Source organism: Pseudoclavibacter helvolus (genome assembly GCF_014191305.1).
GTDB lineage: Bacteria > Actinomycetota > Actinomycetes > Actinomycetales > Microbacteriaceae > Pseudoclavibacter > Pseudoclavibacter helvolus.
Map to the genome: position 1 here is coordinate 1,404,498 of NZ_JACHWJ010000001.1, position 17,115 is coordinate 1,421,612.

General features: G+C 63.9%; 17 protein-coding genes and 2 pseudogenes. 6 read left to right on the forward strand and 13 right to left on the reverse strand.

Going from position 1 to position 17,115, the window contains the following annotated elements:
- The first annotated feature begins 25 nt into the window (after positions 1-25).
- Positions 26-349, forward strand: a complete 324-nt coding sequence (locus FHX72_RS06655) for a hypothetical protein (RefSeq protein ID WP_183623796.1) — start codon at positions 26-28, stop codon at positions 347-349.
- 340 nt (positions 350-689) lie between these two features.
- Here the strand turns inward: FHX72_RS06655 and FHX72_RS06660 are convergent, their stop codons facing one another.
- Positions 690-1,655: a hypothetical protein gene (locus tag FHX72_RS06660; protein ID WP_221186727.1), complete on the reverse strand. Its 966-nt coding sequence runs from the start codon at positions 1,653-1,655 to the stop codon at positions 690-692.
- A gap of 274 nt (positions 1,656-1,929) precedes the next feature.
- On the opposite strand from FHX72_RS06660, the gene FHX72_RS06665 reads away from it, so the two are divergent.
- Positions 1,930-2,454, forward strand: a complete 525-nt coding sequence (locus FHX72_RS06665; RefSeq protein WP_183623798.1) for a hypothetical protein — start codon at positions 1,930-1,932, stop codon at positions 2,452-2,454.
- On the opposite strand, the pseudogene FHX72_RS06670 reads toward FHX72_RS06665, so the two are convergent.
- Positions 2,427-3,293, reverse strand: a pseudogene (locus FHX72_RS06670) (IS3 family transposase); the annotation flags it as partial. The gene FHX72_RS06665 and the pseudogene FHX72_RS06670 overlap by 28 nt on opposite strands.
- A gap of 117 nt (positions 3,294-3,410) precedes the next feature.
- On the opposite strand from FHX72_RS06670, the gene FHX72_RS06675 reads away from it, so the two are divergent.
- Positions 3,411-4,730 (forward strand): ISL3 family transposase, encoded by a 1,320-nt coding sequence (locus tag FHX72_RS06675; protein WP_420892888.1) that lies wholly within the window; start codon positions 3,411-3,413, stop codon positions 4,728-4,730.
- 206 nt (positions 4,731-4,936) lie between these two features.
- On the opposite strand, the gene FHX72_RS06680 is transcribed toward FHX72_RS06675, so the two are convergent.
- From FHX72_RS06680 to nrdH, 11 genes and pseudogenes are all read right to left on the reverse strand, one after another.
- Positions 4,937-5,143 carry an excisionase family DNA-binding protein gene (locus FHX72_RS06680; RefSeq protein ID WP_183623802.1) on the reverse strand — a complete coding sequence of 69 codons (207 nt, stop codon included), beginning with the start codon at positions 5,141-5,143 and terminating at the stop codon, positions 4,937-4,939.
- Positions 5,144-5,201: 58 nt separating this feature from the next.
- A complete protein-coding gene (locus tag FHX72_RS06685; protein ID WP_338110073.1) occupies positions 5,202-5,492 on the reverse strand; it encodes a tyrosine-type recombinase/integrase in 291 nt (96 codons plus the stop codon).
- Between the two features lie 36 nt (positions 5,493-5,528).
- Positions 5,529-6,125: pseudogene (locus tag FHX72_RS06690) on the reverse strand (IS3 family transposase); the annotation flags it as partial.
- A gap of 31 nt (positions 6,126-6,156) precedes the next feature.
- A complete protein-coding gene (locus FHX72_RS06695) occupies positions 6,157-7,476 on the reverse strand; it encodes an ISL3 family transposase (protein WP_420874862.1) in 1,320 nt (439 codons plus the stop codon).
- Between the two features lie 74 nt (positions 7,477-7,550).
- On the reverse strand, positions 7,551-7,814 hold the full coding sequence (locus FHX72_RS19335) for an IS3 family transposase (RefSeq protein ID WP_276510476.1): 264 nt from the start codon (positions 7,812-7,814) through the stop codon (positions 7,551-7,553).
- Positions 7,815-7,879: 65 nt separating this feature from the next.
- Positions 7,880-8,164: a transposase gene (locus FHX72_RS19905; RefSeq protein ID WP_068476283.1), complete on the reverse strand. Its 285-nt coding sequence runs from the start codon at positions 8,162-8,164 to the stop codon at positions 7,880-7,882.
- A 230-nt stretch (positions 8,165-8,394) separates the two neighbouring features.
- Positions 8,395-9,264 (reverse strand): site-specific integrase, encoded by an 870-nt coding sequence (locus tag FHX72_RS06710; protein ID WP_244963982.1) that lies wholly within the window; start codon positions 9,262-9,264, stop codon positions 8,395-8,397.
- A 363-nt stretch (positions 9,265-9,627) separates the two neighbouring features.
- Positions 9,628-10,611: a class 1b ribonucleoside-diphosphate reductase subunit beta gene (nrdF, locus tag FHX72_RS06715; RefSeq protein ID WP_068478728.1), complete on the reverse strand. Its 984-nt coding sequence runs from the start codon at positions 10,609-10,611 to the stop codon at positions 9,628-9,630.
- Positions 10,612-10,700: 89 nt separating this feature from the next.
- Positions 10,701-12,827 (reverse strand): class 1b ribonucleoside-diphosphate reductase subunit alpha, encoded by a 2,127-nt coding sequence (nrdE, locus tag FHX72_RS06720; RefSeq protein WP_068478731.1) that lies wholly within the window; start codon positions 12,825-12,827, stop codon positions 10,701-10,703.
- A complete protein-coding gene (gene nrdI, locus FHX72_RS06725) occupies positions 12,824-13,255 on the reverse strand; it encodes a class Ib ribonucleoside-diphosphate reductase assembly flavoprotein NrdI (RefSeq protein ID WP_183623806.1) in 432 nt (143 codons plus the stop codon). The genes nrdE and nrdI overlap by 4 nt, the downstream gene beginning before the upstream one ends.
- Before the next feature lie 50 nt (positions 13,256-13,305).
- Positions 13,306-13,542 carry a glutaredoxin-like protein NrdH gene (nrdH, locus tag FHX72_RS06730; protein WP_068478736.1) on the reverse strand — a complete coding sequence of 79 codons (237 nt, stop codon included), beginning with the start codon at positions 13,540-13,542 and terminating at the stop codon, positions 13,306-13,308.
- Between the two features lie 331 nt (positions 13,543-13,873).
- Between nrdH and FHX72_RS06735 the strand changes: the two genes are divergently transcribed.
- The 3 genes from FHX72_RS06735 to FHX72_RS06745 all read left to right on the forward strand — a co-directional run bounded on the left by FHX72_RS06735 (position 13,874) and on the right by FHX72_RS06745 (position 17,015).
- Positions 13,874-15,088: an MFS transporter gene (locus tag FHX72_RS06735; RefSeq protein WP_068478739.1), complete on the forward strand. Its 1,215-nt coding sequence runs from the start codon at positions 13,874-13,876 to the stop codon at positions 15,086-15,088.
- A 56-nt stretch (positions 15,089-15,144) separates the two neighbouring features.
- On the forward strand, positions 15,145-15,975 hold the full coding sequence (locus tag FHX72_RS06740; RefSeq protein ID WP_183623808.1) for an aldo/keto reductase: 831 nt from the start codon (positions 15,145-15,147) through the stop codon (positions 15,973-15,975).
- A 98-nt stretch (positions 15,976-16,073) separates the two neighbouring features.
- Complete coding sequence (locus FHX72_RS06745; protein ID WP_183623810.1) at positions 16,074-17,015, forward strand: DUF4349 domain-containing protein; 942 nt, start codon at positions 16,074-16,076, stop codon at positions 17,013-17,015.
- Positions 17,016-17,115 lie beyond the last annotated feature (100 nt).

Sequence of the window (17,115 nt, forward strand, 5' to 3'; positions counted from 1 at the left end):
CGATGAGCAACTCTGGGGAATTTCGATGAGCGCCATCACGCCCACGAAGAAGCCTGTCGGGTGGAGTGTGGACGGTCAGGGGCGCAGGCGACGCGTGTATGACGCCCCGAAGACTCCGTTCCAGCGGTTGCTCGAAGCGGGGGTGCTTTCTCACACCCAGGAGCGGATGTTGCGGGCGCAGTATGCGAAGCTCAACCCGGTCGAGTTGACGCGTGACATTGTGAGGTATCAGGACATGCTCATCACCAAAGCGCGATGGAAGACCGAGGTCCTTACGGCCGAGGTGGCAGACGCGCAGAAGAGCCGGCGGAAGCGGCAGGCTGGCGGCGTGAAGATTCACTCCGCATGACCCAGGGCTACGCGATCAATCTATGTGAGGCACGACCCGGGTTACGCGATCATCTTGACATGAGGCACCACGGGCATCGGCCCGACGAATTTTCTCGCCATGCTGGTCCGCGTACTTCGAGCCAGGAAGGGAATCTCATGGTCGCTCTTCACCGTCTTGAGACCCGGCGTCGCTGTGACACCAGGCGCTGTGACACCAGGTGCTGTGACACCATAGGTCATCGAGATGGTGGCCTCTGGATCAGCGGGCGAAGCCGCGCGACCGGCGCGCGCGAGGGACGCCGTGACAGCACGATGACAATGGCTTGAGCCCCGCTGATCGGGGACCGGGTTGATGTCTGTCACCCGTTCCGCTGGACCTCGCCCGGCTCCTGCCGGTACGTGTAGGCGGCGGCCCGGACCGCCTCGTCGCTCTCCAGGCCCGCGCCCAGGGCTCCGCCGACCGTTGCCAGGGCGCTGGCCAGCACGGCCAGCTTGAAGTAGTCGCCGACTTGAACCGCGTGTCCGAGGTTCTCCTCCAGCAAATGTGCAGGCACCAGCAGTGGGGTGATCAGGAGTGCGAGGAGCAGGAGCGCTGTGTACAGGAAGGTCACACCCAGCACGACCGTTCCCGTCGTGGCCAGGTTGAATAGGGTGACGTGCTTCCCACCCGCCGGATTCGAACCGCGCTCCCAAAGGCCCGCTCCGAGGATCAGCGAGGCCGTGATCGCTGCGACGGCGCCCATTCCGATCGCCGTCAACCAGGTCCAGCTGAGCGCGTCGCCCAGTTGCCAGATGTCGGATGTGATCATCGCGAAGACTCCGGCCGCCAGAGCGGCGGTCAGAGCCTTGGAGAGTCCAATGGCAAGCCGCCACGGCTGATTGGCCCGGATCATTCCGACCAGGAGTCGCGCGTTCCCTTTCAGGACCCTCGCCGTGAACATGACGCTGCCGTCTTCCCCTTCCTGCTGACTCCCGAGCTCGCCAGCGCGGCGCCGGAGGGCGGCCTGCGAGCCAGCGGACCCGTGATCCTCGGCCTCCCCGAGCAAGGTGCGCACGAGACCGACGACTGCGCCACTGGCGCGTCGACGCAGTCCCACCGCCCCGAGCGCCGGCAGGCATACGACAGCCACTCCGTGCACCGGGCTGGCATGGGCGACCACCGGCCGGCGACGAACGCTGAGCGGCAAGTCGGTGAGGCAGACGACGAGGTCCCAGGCCTCCACCAGGAGCCGCTCCCGCGCCGCGCCGACGAGGACAGCATCGTCAGCAGGTGGGTGGACGAGGGCATCGACCACCGTTGGCACCCGCCATCGGACGGTGGGCATCAGAACACTCAGCTCTGCGCGCAGGTCCTCAGCGAGATCAGCCGCGACTTGGGCGGCCACACCCGGAGCCGAGATGAGTCCGATCACCACCTCACCGGCACTCACAGGCAGCCGGTCGGGTTGCAGGAATGGGTTCGAACAGTGTGCGTCATACACACAAGTGTGGGGTCGCCCGCGGAGTAGTGCAAGAAGCCGGCGTACCTTGCGTATATTGATCGCGTAGCCTAAGTCGTGCCTCACATACTTTGATCGCGTACTTCTACGCTGAACGAGTATGAACAAGGGTGTGGTGTCAGTGGCGACACGAATCGAAATCACCAAACAGTTGAAACAGGCGTACACGACCGCGGCGAAGTCCGAGAAGTCCGAAATTCTGGACCAGTTCTGCGCAACTACCGGGGTGTCACGCGTCACGGCCAGACGCTACCTCACCGACCCGAACCTCGGGGCGAAGAACGTCACCCGGATCGACCGCAGACACCACCGACCGACCAAATACTCGGCCGCTTCCAGGCGCGTGCTGGTGTGGCTGTGGCGGGTCATGATGTACCCGTGCGGGAAGTACATGCAGCAGATGCTCCCCGAATGGATTCCCCGGCTCGAAGCCCATCACGAACTCGTGTATGGCGAGCACGACTACACGTCTGAGGTGCGAGCCGAGCTGCTGCACATGTCTGCCGCGACCATTGACCGGTACTTACGTGAACACCGTCGGGCCCTCTGGTCTGCCGCGATGTTTTCGGACTGTCCCCAGCCTGAATGCGATGACTTTTATGCTGCCAACGTGAGTGGCCCGTGATGGACCTGATTCGGCGTTTGATACCCTAACCCCGAATGGCGACGCCGACTGTTATAGAACCCCTCGATATAGCGAACGATATCCTTCCGAGCATGCTTCTTGCTCGGATACGTCGTCCGATACACTCGCTCATTTTTCAAGGCAGCGAAGAATGATTCGGCCATCGCGTTATCCCAACATACACCAGTTCGCCCCATCGAGGAACGCATTCCGAGATCTTTCACCGACTTCCGAAAATCGCTGGACGTGTAGACACTTCCGCGATCGGAATGGAACACAGCGCCCTCCTCAATCGGTGTGCTCTCGGCGGCATTTCTGAGCGCCTGCTCGATCAACTCGGTCCGCATGTGGTCCTCAATGGCCCACCCAACGACTTTCTTTGAATAGCAATCGATGACGGTCGCGAGATACACGAAACCCTGCCAGGTGTGAATGTAGGTGATATCGCCGACGAATTTCCGACCCGGTCGGGTGGCCGTGAAGTCGCGCTCGACGAGATCCGGGAGGGCATGCTCCTCGCCATCCGTGGTTGTCGTGACTCGGAACGGTCGAGGCTGGCAGGCCACGAGCTTGTGCTCAGCCATCAGGCGGCGAACGAGCTCCGGGGAACAGTGCGTGCCAGCCTCGGCAAGGTCAGCGTGAATTCGCCGATACCCATACGTCCCGTCCGACGCTTCGAAGAACATTGTGATCTTCTCGACAAGTGCGTCTCGTCGCTCCTGCGTGCGAGTTGGCGTCGGGTCCCTCCAGGAATAGAAACCAGATTTCGAAACACCAAGCCAAGCGCACATTTTCGTGACGGAATGATTAACACTCGCGTCAATGGTCAGGGAGTCAATGTGGCTCTTGGGACATTCGGTGGGGGTGAGGCGCGCCGGGTGATGGTTGGCGGGTAGGGGTCGAGGTCCCCGAGGATCAGTAGCGCTAACTGTCTGATCGATTCCGAGGACCTCGACGTGTTTCACCCTACTTCGGGGTGCGCTTCTGCGCGCTCCACTGCCTGCCCTTGCTCGCGCTGTGACCTGTTGCTCGGCCTCGACGGGGTCCATGTTGAGGCTGTCGAGCGGGACGACGGGGTTCTGACGGTCACGGTCTCGAGCCCGACGGTGCCGACGGGTTGTCCCTCGTGCGGGGTCGTCGCGATCGGTCGTGGCAGGCGGCGTCGGGTCCTGCACGATGTCCCCAGTGTTGGGCGGGTGCGGATCGTGTGGCGGCAACGCATCTGGCAGTGCATCGATAGCAGTTGCGATCGGAAGACGTTCGTGGAGCAGGTCTCGACGCTCGTCGCTCCGCGGGGGTCGATCACGAAGCGGGCGGTGGTGTGGGCGATTGTTCAGTTGCGGCGTGAGCACGCGACGATCGCAGGTCTTGCCCGCCAACTCGGGACGTCGTGGAAGACGGTGTGGCGTGCCATCGAGCCCGAACTTCAGCGTCTCGCGGCCGATGAGTCCCGGTTCGAGAACGTCACCACACTCGGGGTGGATGAGCACATCTGGCATCACGTCGACCCCCGCAGGCGTGGCCCGAAGGAGCTGACCGGGATGGTCGATCTCACCCGAGATGACCGCGGAAAGACGCGGGCTAGGCTCCTCGACCTCGTGCCGGGTCGTTCCGGGAAGGCTTACGCGACCTGGCTCGCTGAGCGCGGGGACGCGTTCCGCAAGAACGTGCAGGTGGCAGCGCTGGATCCGTTCGCCGGATACATGAGCGCGATCGATGACCAGCTCGAAGATGCGACCGCGGTCCTTGACGCGTTCCACGTCGTCAAGCTCGGCACCGCCGCCGTCGACGAGGTTCGCCGCCGTGTTCAGCAAGACACCCTCGGGCATCGCGGGAGAAAGGGAGACCCGCTCTACGGCATTCAGACGATCCTCCGCGCGGGAGAGGAGAACCTGACCGAGAAGCAACGAGCCCGCCTCGACACGGCGATCGGGGCCGACCCCGCCCACATCGAGGTGTTCATCGCGTGGCAGTGCGCGCAGGAACTCCGCTCGGCCTACCGCGCGAAGGACCTGGCCGAGGGGCGGCGGATCGCCGTGAAAGTCGCCGAGTCGTTCCATACCTGCCCGATCCCCGAGATCGCCCGCCTGGGGCGCACACTACGACGGTGGCGTGACGCGTTCCTCAACTACTTCACCACCGCACGCGCGAACAACGGCGGCACCGAAGCGATCAACGGGATCATCGAACTCCACCGCCGACTCGCCCGCGGCTACCGCAACCGCCACAACTACCGACTACGCATGCTCCTCGCCGCCGGCGGCCTCACCCCCTGACCCCCACCGAATGTCCCAAGAGCCCCATAACGAGCGCCGCCAGCACGGGATCCAACCTGCTGCTGCAAAGCGGTCACGCCCGTGTCATTACCAATGGAACCGACATCATGCGCATGCTTGAGGGCGAAACGAGCGCCCCCGCGCGAAGTGTGATCCGCGCGGAGGCGCCGCATGCTGTCTCACCCAAAAGTCGGGTGCTGTAGCTCCTACCTTGCCGTCGGCATCTCTACGACCAGACTCTGTCGAAGCTCGTCGAGGTCAACGCGAATGAGGCGCCCGACCCGATATCCGCGGACGGTGCCGTCAGCGATTCGACGTCTGATGGTCTTGACCGAAACTCCGAGATTCTCGGCTGCGACCGCCAATGGTAGCAACGCGGATTCGGATGCATCGGATGGGTTGCGGGCAATCATGGTGTTACCTCCCTGTAAGCGAATGAGTGTCACTCCACAGGTGTCCGCAGCTGTCCGGTTAGGTCTCCTCGCCACCGTCGCCTTCTTTCTTCGCTCGGGCAATGCTCGTGCTGACACGATCGCTCATACGGTCAGCCAGTTCCCGGTCTCGATTCATCGTGGCGTGCTGGTAACGCAACACGATGTGAATGTCAGCGTGACCGCCGCGTCGCATCAGCTCCGCGAGCGTCGCCCCCTCTTGCGCGAAGATCGTGAGCCCCGTGTGCCGCAGGTCGTGAAACCTGAAGCGGTGGGGCAGCCCCGCTACTCCATCCCGCGCGTCAGCCCAGATGTATTGGTCTGCCGCGATGTTTTCGGACTGTCCCCAGCCTGAATGCGATGACTTTTATGCTGCCAACGTGAGTGGCCCGTGATGGACCTGATTCGGCGTTTGATACCCTAACCCCGAATGGCGACGCCGACTGTTATAGAACCCCTCGATATAGCGAACGATATCCTTCCGAGCATGCTTCTTGCTCGGATACGTCGTCCGATACACTCGCTCATTTTTCAAGGCAGCGAAGAATGATTCGGCCATCGCGTTATCCCAACATACACCAGTTCGCCCCATCGAGGAACGCATTCCGAGATCTTTCACCGACTTCCGAAAATCGCTGGACGTGTAGACACTTCCGCGATCGGAATGGAACACAGCGCCCTCCTCAATCGGTGTGCTCTCGGCGGCATTTCTGAGCGCCTGCTCGATCAACTCGGTCCGCATGTGGTCCTCAATGGCCCACCCAACGACTTTCTTTGAATAGCAATCGATGACGGTCGCGAGATACACGAAACCCTGCCAGGTGTGAATGTAGGTGATATCGCCGACGAATTTCCGACCCGGTCGGGTGGCCGTGAAGTCGCGCTCGACGAGATCCGGGAGGGCATGCTCCTCGCCATCCGTGGTTGTCGTGACTCGGAACGGTCGGGGCTGGCAGGCCACGAGCTTGTGCGGCTCTTCGGACATTCGGTGGGGGTCATGGGGTGAGTCCGCCGGCGGCGAGGAGCATGCGGAGCCGGTAGTTCTCTCGGTTTCGGAAGCCGCGAGCGAGGCGACGATGCAGCTCGATGATCCCGTTGATCGCCTCGGTGCCGCCGTTGTTTGCCCGGCTGGTGGTGAAGTAGGCGAGGAACGCTGAGCGCCAGCGTCGCAGGGTGCGGCCGAGGCGTGCGATCTCGGGGATCGGGCAGGTGTGGAACGACTCGATGACCTTCTCGGCGATCCGGCGTCCCGTGGTCAGGTCTCTCTGGTGGTAAGCAGCGCGGAGTTGTTGGGCGCACTGCCATGCGACGAACACCTCGTCGTGGGCCGGGTTCGCCTCGATCGCCGCGATGAGGCGGGCCTGCTGCTTCTCGGTCAGGTTCTCCGCCCCGGCGCGGAGGATGGTCTGGATCCCGTAGAGCGGGTCGCCGGTCCGTCCGCGATGGCCGAGGGTGTCTTGCTGGACCCGGCGGCGGACCTCGTCGACCGCTTGAGTGCCGAGCTTGACGACATGGAACGCGTCCAGCACGGCGGTGGCATCTTGCAGTTTGTCGTCGATCGCGGTCTTGTAACCGGCGAACGGATCCAGCGCCGCGACCTTCACCTGCTTGCGGAATGCGTCGCCACGTGCGCTGAGCCAGGTCGCGTAGGCCTTCCCCGACCTGCCCGGCACGAGGTCCAGCAGCCGGGCCCGCGTCTTCCCGGTGCTGTCGCGGGTGAGGTCGACCATCCCGGTCAGCTCCTTCGGACCGCGCTTGCGCGGGTCGACGTGATGCCAGATGTGCTCGTCAACGCCCAGCGTTGTCACGTTCTCGAACCGGGACTCATCGGCCGCGAGCTTCACAAGCTCCGGCTCGACGGCCCGCCACACCGTCTTCCACGACGTGCCCAGCTGGCGACGCAGTCCTTCGATCGTGGCGTGTTCGCGACGCAGCTGACCGACTGCCCAGACGACCGCGCGTCGGGTGAGTACCCCACGCGGGGCGACAAGAGACGGCAGCTGTTCCACGAACGTCTGCCGTGCACAGCCCGACTCGTCACACCGCCAGACTCGCTGCCGCCACACGATTCGCACCCGTGTCATGCCGGGCACGTCATGAAGCAGCCGGCGGCGACGTCCACGGCCGGTCGCGACGGTCCCGCACGACGGGCAACCGGCAGGCGCCGCAGGACTCGAGACCGTCACGATCAGTAGTCCGTTGCGGCGGTCCACGTGCTCGACATGGACGCCCTCGAGGCCGAGCAGGAGGTCACAGCGGGAACACGGGTCAGTGGCAGAGCGCGCGTCAGCGCACACCGAAGTAGGGTGAAGCACGTCGAGGTCCTCGTGATGGATCAGGTGGTTAGCGCTTCTGATCCTCCGGGACCTCGACCCCTACCCGTCGAACCTCACCCGGCGAGCCCTACCCCCACCGAAAGTCCGAAGAGCCGCTTGTGCTCAGCCATCAGGCGGCGAACGAGCTCCGGGGAACAGTGCGTGCCAGCCTCGGCAAGGTCAGCGTGAATTCGCCGATACCCATACGTCCCGTCCGACGCTTCGAAGAACATTGTGATCTTCTCGACAAGTGCGTCTCGTCGCTCCTGCGTGCGAGTTGGCGTCGGGTCCCTCCAGGAATAGAAACCAGATTTCGAAACACCAAGCCAAGCGCACATTTTCGTGACGGAATGATTAACACTCGCGTCAATGGTCAGGGAGTCAATGTATTCATACTTGCTCACTACCGCTGCTCCCGCGCGAAGTAAGCCGTAGCTTTTTTCAGGAACGCGGTCTCCGCCCGTAGCTCCAGGACTTCCTTCTCGAGCTCACGGAGTCGCTCTCGCTCCGATCCACTCACAGGGAGTTCCGTGACCGGGTTGTCCGCCCGATACTTCGCGAGCCAATTCCGGAGAGTCTCCGCGCCCACACCATACGACGCTGCAACGTCCTTGATCGGTTTCGACGACGCGATCACCTCCTGACAGAGCTCGTCCTTAAATTCCTGCGTAAATCTTCTACGAGACATGAATTGCCCCTCCCGGCGACTTCCCTACCCAATTTACCGGGGAGCTACTGTCCGAGAACATAGCGGCAGCCCATATCCCCACCGGGTGTTCGAGAGCGGGATGCTCCCCCAACGGTCGGCGGGAAGTACCGGCGCCTTCGCATCGGACGAAACGTAGTCGTCCAAGTGCTGCTGCAGTCGATCAATCATGAGCTTCGGGATGCTGAGGGATCGCCTACCAGCCTCGCTCTTCAGGTCGGTGTAGCCACCGGTGTTGGCGTTGAGCTGACGTCGCACATGCAAGTGGCGCTTCCGTCGTCGTGCCACTCGATGTCACGACGCTGCAGACCGAGGCACTCACCCCGGCGCAGCTGACACCATGCCGCGAGCAGCACCGCCATAGCCCATTGATCTGGAACCGCCTCGTACAGTGCTTCAACCTGTATGGGATTTGCAACGTCTTCACCCGCGTCGTGGTCTGCGTCGTGTCTCACCGACTCTTGCCGCGGTACCGACACGTTTGGCGCCGCGGGGATGATGCCGTCTCGTGCTGCCTGCCGAAGGATCATCATGAGCACGATGAGCACCGGCCTCGTGATGCCGTTGAACTTCGAGTTCGGATTCAGCGGTGCGGGGATCTGGTCAAGCCGATCCGTCATCACCTTGATGCGGGCGGCGTCGATCTCACGCACCGGAGTGTTTCGGAACTCTGGAATGAGATAGCCGGTGACCTTCCCCTGGTACGAGCGCACCGTCCCAACCGCCCGCTTCTTACCGCTGCGATTAGGTTCGGTACGGATCATTTCAAGCCAACGTTTGGAGTACTCCTCGAAGCCCAACGACTGCGCCTGTTCGACTGCCAGCTCGGCTTCAAGCTTGGCTGCGATCTCCTCCGGTGGCTCCCACAGCCCCCGCGCCATCTTCGTCTGCACCCCGGCCAGCCAGGTGCGGGCATCCGTTTTCGTGAGAAACGTGAGCGGCTTATCCTGATCAGTTCTAGCCGTGTAGGTCGTTCCGTCTGGTCCTGGGTAACGGACCTGCCACCGGCCGGAGGGAAGCTTTCGCAGCCTTCCCCATGCTTCGCGTTTTGCTGCGGCGTTGCTCTGCGTCGTGGTACTCATGATGCCCTCCCATGGACTCGAACGGACTCCTGTGGGCCGTCGTGCCCCTTCGTGCCCCTGGCGCCGAGACAGGCTCTAGATCCGCCTAATTCAGCGGATCTGAAGGCCTTCTCCACCAGCCGAAGGGCACGTTGGGGCACGACCTGGAGGGCACGCAAACCAGAAATTCGGGTAGGCGAGCACCTCCGCTCCCGTGTGGAAGGTGGGCGCGTGCCCCCTACGTGCCTCTCTGAATGGGTATTCCTGTTCATCTCTGTTCTCCTCTGTCTTGTTGACTGGAGACACGAAAACGCCCCTGATCTGCGAAAATTCGCGGATCAGGGGCGTGAACAGGTATTTACCTGGGGCCTCTAGGAAGAAATCTTAGAAGTCCCAGTCCTCGTCTTCAGTGTTGACGGCCTTGCCGATGACGTAGGAGGAGCCCGACCCGGAGAAGAAGTCGTGGTTCTCGTCGGCGTTCGGCGAGAGCGCCGACAGGATCGCCGGGTTCACGTCGGTGACGCTCGAGGGGAACATGGGCTCGTAGCCGAGGTTCATGAGCGCCTTGTTGGCGTTGTAGTGCAGGAACTTCTTGACGTCCTCGGCCAGGCCGACTTCGTCGTAGAGGTCGTGCGTGTACTGCACCTCGTTCTCGTACAGCTCGAAGAGCAGCTCGAACGTGTAGTCCTTAAGCTCCTGACGCTTGGCCTCGTCGACGAGCTCGAGGCCCTTCTGGAACTTGTAGCCGATGTAGTAGCCGTGCACTGCCTCGTCGCGGATGATGAGGCGGATGAGGTCGGCCGTGTTCGTGAGCTTCGCGTGGCTCGACCAGTACATGGGCAGGTAGAAGCCCGAGTAGAACAGGAACGACTCCAGCAGCGTCGACGCGATCTTCCGCTTGAGCGGGTCGTTGCCGTGGTAGTAGTTCATGACGATCTGCGCCTTGCGCTGCAGGTTCTCGTTCTCCGTCGACCAGCGGAACGCGTCGTCGATCTGCGGAGTGTTCGCGAGCGTCGAGAAGATCGACGAGTAGCTCTTGGCGTGCACCGACTCCATGAACGCGATGTTCGTGTAAACGGCTTCCTCGTGCGGCGTCAGCGAGTCAGGGATGAGGCTGACAGCGCCGACGGTTCCCTGGATCGTGTCGAGCAGCGTGAGACCCGTGAAGACGCGCATGGTGAGCGTCTGCTCGGCCGGCGTGAGCGTGTTCCACGACTGCACGTCGTTCGACAGCGGCACCTTCTCCGGCAGCCAGAAGTTGTTGACGAGTCGGTTCCAGACCTCGACATCCTTTTCGTCTGGGATGCGGTTCCAGTTGATCGCCTCGACCTTTTGGAGGAGGTGGCTCGTCTCAGCCTGCGGGTTCATGTGCGTGGAGTTCTTTTCTGTCGCGTTCGTGCTGGAGTAGTGGGCATCTCACCCTGAGGCCGCTCGGGCCCGGACTGGGCTCCGGTAGGTCAGAGCATGCAGCTGACGCAGCCGTCAACCTCGGTGCCCTCGAGCGCGAGCTGGCGAAGACGAATGTAGTAGATCGTCTTGATGCCCTTCTTCCACGCGTAGATCTGCGCGCGGTTGATGTCGCGGGTGGTTGCCGTGTCCTTGAAGAACAGCGTCAGCGACAGGCCCTGGTCGACGTGCTGCGTCGCCTCGGCGTACGTGTCGATGATCTTCTCGTAGCCGATCTCGTAGGCGTCCTCGAAGTACTCGAGGTTGTCGTTCGAGAGGTACGGAGCCGGGTAGTAGACGCGGCCGAGCTTGCCTTCCTTGCGGATCTCGATCTTCGAGGCGATCGGGTGGATCGACGACGTCGAGTGGTTGATGTAGCTGATCGAACCGGTCGGCGGGACTGCCTGCAGGTTGCGGTTGTACATGCCGTGCTTCTGCACGAGCTCGCGCAGCTCGGCCCAGTCGGCCTGGGTCGGGATGTGCATGTCCGCGAAGAGCTCGCGGACGCGCTCCGTCTTGGGTGCCCACTCTGCGTCGACGTACTTGTCGAAGAACTCGCCCGTCGCGTAGGTCGAGCGCTCGAAGCCCGCGAAGGAGCGGCCACGCTCGGTCGCGATGAGGTTGGAGGCGCGGATCGCGTGGAACACGACCGTATAGAAGTAGATGTTCGTGAAGTCGAGGGCCTCTTCCGAACCGTAGAAGATGCGCTCGCGCCCGAGGAAGCCGTGCAGGTTCATCTGGCCGAGGCCGATGGCGTGCGACTCGTCGTTGCCCTTCGCGATGGACGGCACCGAGGCGATGTGGCTCATGTCGCTCACGGCGGTGAGGCCGCGAATGGCGGTCTCGACGGCCGTCGCGAGGTCGCGCGAGTCCATGGCGGCCGCGATGTTCATCGAGCCGAGGTTGCAGGAGATGTCGTTGCCGATGGTCTCGTAACCGAGGTCGTCGGTGTAGGTCGTCGGCGAGTTGACCTGGAGGATCTCCGAGCACAGGTTCGACATGTTGATGCGGCCCTCGATGGGGTTCGCACGGTTCACCGTGTCCTCGTACATGATGTACGGGTAGCCGGACTCGAACTGGATCTCGGCCAGCGTCTGGAAGAGCTGGCGCGCGCTGATCTTCGTCTTCTGGATGCGCGCATCGTCGACCATCTCGTAGTACTTCTCCGTGACAGAGATGTCGCCGAACGGCTTGCCGTAGACGCGCTCGACGTCGTACGGGGAGAAGAGGTACATGTCCTCGCCGCGCTTGGCGAGCTCGAACGTGATGTCGGGGACGACGACACCGAGCGACAGCGTCTTGATGCGGATCTTCTCGTCGGCGTTCTCACGCTTGGTGTCGAGGAAACGCATGATGTCGGGGTGGTGCACGTTGAGGTACACGGCACCGGCGCCCTGGCGCGCACCGAGCTGGTTCGCGTAGGAGAAGGAGTCCTCGAGCAGCTTCATGATCGGGATGATTCCAGAGGACTGGTTCTGGATCTGCTTGATCGGAGCGCCGGACTCGCGGATGTTCGAGAGGTTGAAGGCGACGCCGCCGCCGCGCTTGGAGAGCTGCAGCGCGGAGTTGATGGAGCGGCCGATCGACTCCATGTTGTCCTCGATGCGGAGGAGGAAGCAGGAGACGAGCTCGCCGCGCTGCTTCTTGCCTGTGTTGAGGAACGTCGGGGTCGCGGGCTGGAAGCGCCCGGCGATCATCTCGTCGGCCAGCGAGGTGGCGAGGGTCTCGTCACCCTGCGCGAGGCCGAGCGCGACCATGAGGACGCGGTCTTCGAAGCGCTCGAGGTAGCGCTTGCCGTCGAACGTCTTGAGCGCGTACGACGTGTAGAACTTGAACGCGCCGAGGAACGTCGGGAAGCGGAACTTCTTCGCGTAGAGGCGGTTGCGTAGCCCCTCAATGAACGCGTGCGAGTACATGGCGAGCGTCTCGGGCTCGTAGTACTCGTTCTCGACGAGGTACTCGAGGCGCTCTTCGAGGTCGTGGAAGAAGACCGTGTTCTGGTTGACGTGCTGGATGAAGTACTGGTGAGCAGCTTCGCGATCCTTGTCGAACTGGATCTGGCCGTTCTCGTCATACAGGTTGAGCATCGCGTTGAGCGAGTGGTAGTCGAGCGTGTTCGCCGCCGTCGGTGCGTTCATCGTGATGACACCTGCGTCGTCGAGAGCTGTTGATGCTGCCAAAACCTGTCCAATCCAGAGTTGACTGCGGCGACGTCGTCTGGCGTGCCGAAGAGTTCGAAGCGGTAGAGCGTGGGTACGCCGCACTTCGTTGAGATGATGTCGGCCGCGAGGCCGTAGCCCTTGCCGAAGTTCGTGTTGCCGCCGGCGATGACGCCGCGGATGAGCTCGCGGTTGCGCGGCTCGTTGAGGAATCTGATGACCTGCTTGGGGACGGCCCCGCGCCCATCGCCGCCACCGTAGGTGGGAACGATGAGCACGTAGGGCTCGCCCGCGACAAGCTGGGGTTCGCTCGGGAAGAGCGGGATGCGGCTGGCGGGCCGATCGAGCTTCTCGACGAAGCGGCGCGTGTTCTCCGAGACGCTCGAGAAGTAGATGAGGCCTGTCATGGGAGCAGTCCCTTCTTCAGTCGAGACGAGAGAACGGCGCTGTGCGACGGCTAGGCCGTAGCGAGAGCAGCCAGCTGGCTGATCTTGTCTGGACGGAAGCCCGACCAGTGGTCGTCGCCTGCGATGACGACGGGAGCCTGCATGTAGCCGAGCTCCTTGACGGTCTGGAGCGCCTTCTCGTCGGCGGAGACGTCGAAGATCTCGTACTCGATACCCTGCTTGTCGAGGGCACGGTAGGTAGCGGTGCACTGCACGCATGACGGCTTGCTGTAGACGGCGATTGCCATGGTTTTCTCCTGGTTCCTAAGTGCTTGGGGAGTGCTATTCGTGCAGTGTGTTGAAAGCGTCTCGCCCGGTCTTCCGCGCCACTGCTTGAGCAGATTCCCGCGGTGCCAGGTGGATGAACCCCCGTTGTGTCGCAGTTTCCCGCGGCCACTACATCTTGTGCTCGTTGAGGCTACCACCACTAGATGCGGTGTTACAACCGTGTAGTTCTCCACAAGTCCTCCACAGAAAATGCCCGAGTTTCCGGCGTTTCTCCACCGATTTTCGGCGGTTGTGCACAGCCTGTCCCCAACCACCGAGATTCTGCGTCCAGGGCGTACGATTGTCGGCGCTGTGACGAACTACGCGACTGTACTCAGAACCCCCGGCCTGGCACGACTCCTGCTCTCGCAGCTCGTCGCCAGGTTCCCCGCCGGCATGCTCTCGCTGGCCATCCTCATGCACGTCGAGGACACCTACAGCAACTTCACCTCGGCCGGCGTTGTGCTCGCGGCGCTGAGCATCGGCCAGGCAGTCTCCGGCCCCGTCGCGGGCCGCCTCATGACGGTCTGGGGCATGCGCCCGGTCCTGCTCGTCACGATGGTCGCCTGCGCCCTGTCGCTCACAGCGCTCGCGCTCTGGCCGCCCGTGCTCTGGCAGGCATCCATTCTCGCGGTGGTCGCCGGTCTCACCATCCCTCCCGTCTCCCCCGCCGTCCGGACGATCTACCCGAAGGTCGTGAACGCCGCGCAGCTCTCCAGGCTGTTCTCTCTCGATGCTTCCCTCCAGGAAGTCATCTGGGTGATCGGCCCCGTAGCGACGACGGCCGTCGCGTTTGCCATCTCCCCCGCCGCGGGCATCCTCGTGGCAGCCGGGATCCTGCTGCTGGGCGGTCTCTGGTTCGTCGCCGCCCCGGAGGTGGGCAAGGTGCGCATCCCGAAGTCGCGGAGGAGGGCGGGCGCGGTCCTGCGCAACCCGGTGGTTGTGCTCATGTCGGCCATCGGCGCGCTGCTCGTCGGCGCGTGCTCCGCGATCGAGGCTGCCGTCGTCGCCGAGTTCGGCCACGAGCGTCCCGAAACGGGGATCCTGCTTGCCGTGTTCGCCGTCGGCTCGCTTGTTGGCGGCCTCGCCTTCGGGCACCTCCCGCTCGCCCCGATCTCGCTGGCGCGCCGAATGGGGATCGTCTTCCTGGGCATAGGCCTTGCGCTCCTCTCCACGAACCCGATCTGGCTCGGCGCGGCGTTCTTCGTGAGCGGTCTCGGCATCGCGCCGGTGTTCTCCGGCAGCTTCTCGGCCGTGTCCTCGAGCGTTCGCTTCAGTGAGAGCGCAGAGTCGTACGGGTGGATGGCGACGGGCCAGTTGATCGGCGCCGCTGCGGGCTCCGCGCTCGCCGGCATCGCGAACGACGTCGCCGGTTCCCTCGGCGGGTTCCTAATCAGCGCCGCGTTCGCGCTCCTCGGCGCGGCTGTCGCGCTCATCTGGCGCCGCAGCATCCCTGACCTCCGCGGCACCGACATCGCCCCGCGCCCGGACACTGAGCCAATGAACATCCTGAACGCGCCATCTTGACCTCGCCGTCCTGATCTCACGACTGGCCGTGCGCCCGCCGCCGCAAGAAAGGCCCCATGCCCTCGCCACTCTCCCCCAGCCTGACCATGAACGACGGCATCACGATCCCGCAGCTCGGGCTTGGCGTCTACAAGGTGCCAGACCCCGAGGCAACGAGGGTTGTGGTCGACGCGATCGACCTCGGCTACCGCCACATCGACACCGCGGCCTTCTACGACAACGAGGTGGGTGTGGGTCGTGGCATCCGCGAGAGCGGCGCTCCACGCGATGACCTCTTCGTCGCGACCAAGGTCTGGCACGACCGCCACGGCTTCGACGAGACGATCGCGTCGTTCGACGAGAGCCTCGACAAGCTCGGGCTCGACTACGTCGACCTCTACCTCATCCACTGGCCGGCACCGACACAGGACCGATACGTCGACACGTGGCGTGCGCTCGAACGGCTCCGGGATGAGGGCCGCGCCCGCTCGATCGGCGTCTCGAACTTCAAGGGACACCACCTCGACCGTCTCGCAGCGGAGACCGGGACAGTCCCGGCCGTCAATCAAATCGAGCTGCACCCGAGACTGCCGCAATCCGAGACCCGCGCATACAACCACGCGCACGGCATCCTGACGGAAGCCTGGTCCCCGCTTGCGCGGGGGACGCTGCTCGAGGAGCCGACACTCGTCACCGTCGCCGCCAAGCATCACAAGACCGTGGCCCAGGTTGTGCTGCGCTGGCAGCTCGACCTCGGCAACCTCGTCATCCCCAAGTCGGTTCACCGTGCTCGGCTCGCCTCGAACCTCGAAGTGTTCGACTTCGCGCTCGACGCCGATGACCTGGCCGTCTTCGCCGCCCTCGAATCCGGCGAACGGACAGGCAAAGACCCGGACCTCTTCTTCTGATCGCTCGGCGACGGCGACGAGTGGATGCACGTGATCGCCGCCGCTCTCTCGGGGAACTCGGAGCACACCGCGCCGCGTCAGGTGCTTGCATGACTCCTATGCGCACCTCACACCGGCGGCTCGGCGCCACCACCGCAATAGCACTGAGCGCTCTTCTGCTCTCCGGATGCGCCGCCGGGGGCATGTCCTCCACGGAGTCGGCGGGTGCGCCCCAGGGGGTCGCGCAGGACTACGGCGCGCAGGAGCCCATGGCCGACGCTGCCCAGGAGACCCGAGACGTCGTCACAACGGGCTACGTCGGGATCCAGACGGGAGACGTACCCGGAGTCCGCGAGAAGGTCGAGACTCTCGTCGAGGCCCGTGACGGGCGCATCGATGCCAGGTCGGAGACCGGGGGCGACTACATCTCCGCGCAGCTCACGGCTCGCGTCCCGGCGGGAGACTACGACGCCTTCATCACCGAGCTGCGCGAGGTTGGCGACGTCGTCTCGGTCGAGACCTCCGCCGTCGACGTAACGCTGCAGAAGACTGACATGTCCTCGCGCGTGGCGACCCTCGAGGCCTCGGTCACCTCGCTGCGCGGGATGCTCTCCGCAGCGACCGAGGTCGACGACCTCCTCGCGATCGAGACGACGCTCACCGAGCGCACGAGCGAGCTGCAGAGCCTCCGCGCCCAGCTCGAGGTCCTGGAGGAGAGCATCGCGTACTCGACCGTCTCGATCTCAATCTCTAGCGACGCGCCGTCCCCCGGCGACGAGCCCGCCGGGTTCTTGGCGGGACTGCAAGACGGGATGGCGGCCCTGTTCCGCGGGTTCGCCGCCTTCTGGACCGCGTTCGGCTTCGCACTCCCCGGGCTTGTGCTCCTCGCAGCGCTCGGCGCCGTGGCCTGGCTCATCGTCCGCCTGAGCCGCAGGAGCGCCGCGAACCGTGCGGCGCGGCGACCAAATGCTGACGCCGTCCCGCCAGGGCCAACTGCCACGCAGCCTCCGGCCGGACCGCCGGCGGCAGCCGACACCACTCCGCCCGGACCGGCCTCCTAGCGGCGATTCGGCCAGCGCACCGCCGCGATCGCTAGTCTTGTGCAGGTCGTTCGCGCGCAAGCAGGCGCGGGCGGCCCGCCACATCCACGTTGACCGAGGA

Coding starts and splice junctions, on each gene's coding strand:
- FHX72_RS06655 (WP_183623796.1), top strand. CDS start 26: ATGAGCGCCATCACGCCCACGAAGAAGCCTGTCGGGTGGAGTGTGGAC.
- FHX72_RS06660 (WP_221186727.1), bottom strand. CDS start 1,655: ATGCCCACCGTCCGATGGCGGGTGCCAACGGTGGTCGATGCCCTCGTC.
- FHX72_RS06665 (WP_183623798.1), top strand. CDS start 1,930: ATGAACAAGGGTGTGGTGTCAGTGGCGACACGAATCGAAATCACCAAA.
- FHX72_RS06680 (WP_183623802.1), bottom strand. CDS start 5,143: ATGATTGCCCGCAACCCATCCGATGCATCCGAATCCGCGTTGCTACCA.
- FHX72_RS19335 (WP_276510476.1), bottom strand. CDS start 7,814: ATGTGCGCTTGGCTTGGTGTTTCGAAATCTGGTTTCTATTCCTGGAGG.
- FHX72_RS19905 (WP_068476283.1), bottom strand. CDS start 8,164: ATGTCTCGTAGAAGATTTACGCAGGAATTTAAGGACGAGCTCTGTCAG.
- FHX72_RS06710 (WP_244963982.1), bottom strand. CDS start 9,264: ATGAGTACCACGACGCAGAGCAACGCCGCAGCAAAACGCGAAGCATGG.
- nrdF (WP_068478728.1), bottom strand. CDS start 10,611: ATGAACCCGCAGGCTGAGACGAGCCACCTCCTCCAAAAGGTCGAGGCG.
- nrdE (WP_068478731.1), bottom strand. CDS start 12,827: ATGAACGCACCGACGGCGGCGAACACGCTCGACTACCACTCGCTCAAC.
- nrdI (WP_183623806.1), bottom strand. CDS start 13,255: ATGACAGGCCTCATCTACTTCTCGAGCGTCTCGGAGAACACGCGCCGC.
- nrdH (WP_068478736.1), bottom strand. CDS start 13,542: ATGGCAATCGCCGTCTACAGCAAGCCGTCATGCGTGCAGTGCACCGCT.
- FHX72_RS06740 (WP_183623808.1), top strand. CDS start 15,145: ATGCCCTCGCCACTCTCCCCCAGCCTGACCATGAACGACGGCATCACG.
- FHX72_RS06745 (WP_183623810.1), top strand. CDS start 16,074: ATGCGCACCTCACACCGGCGGCTCGGCGCCACCACCGCAATAGCACTG.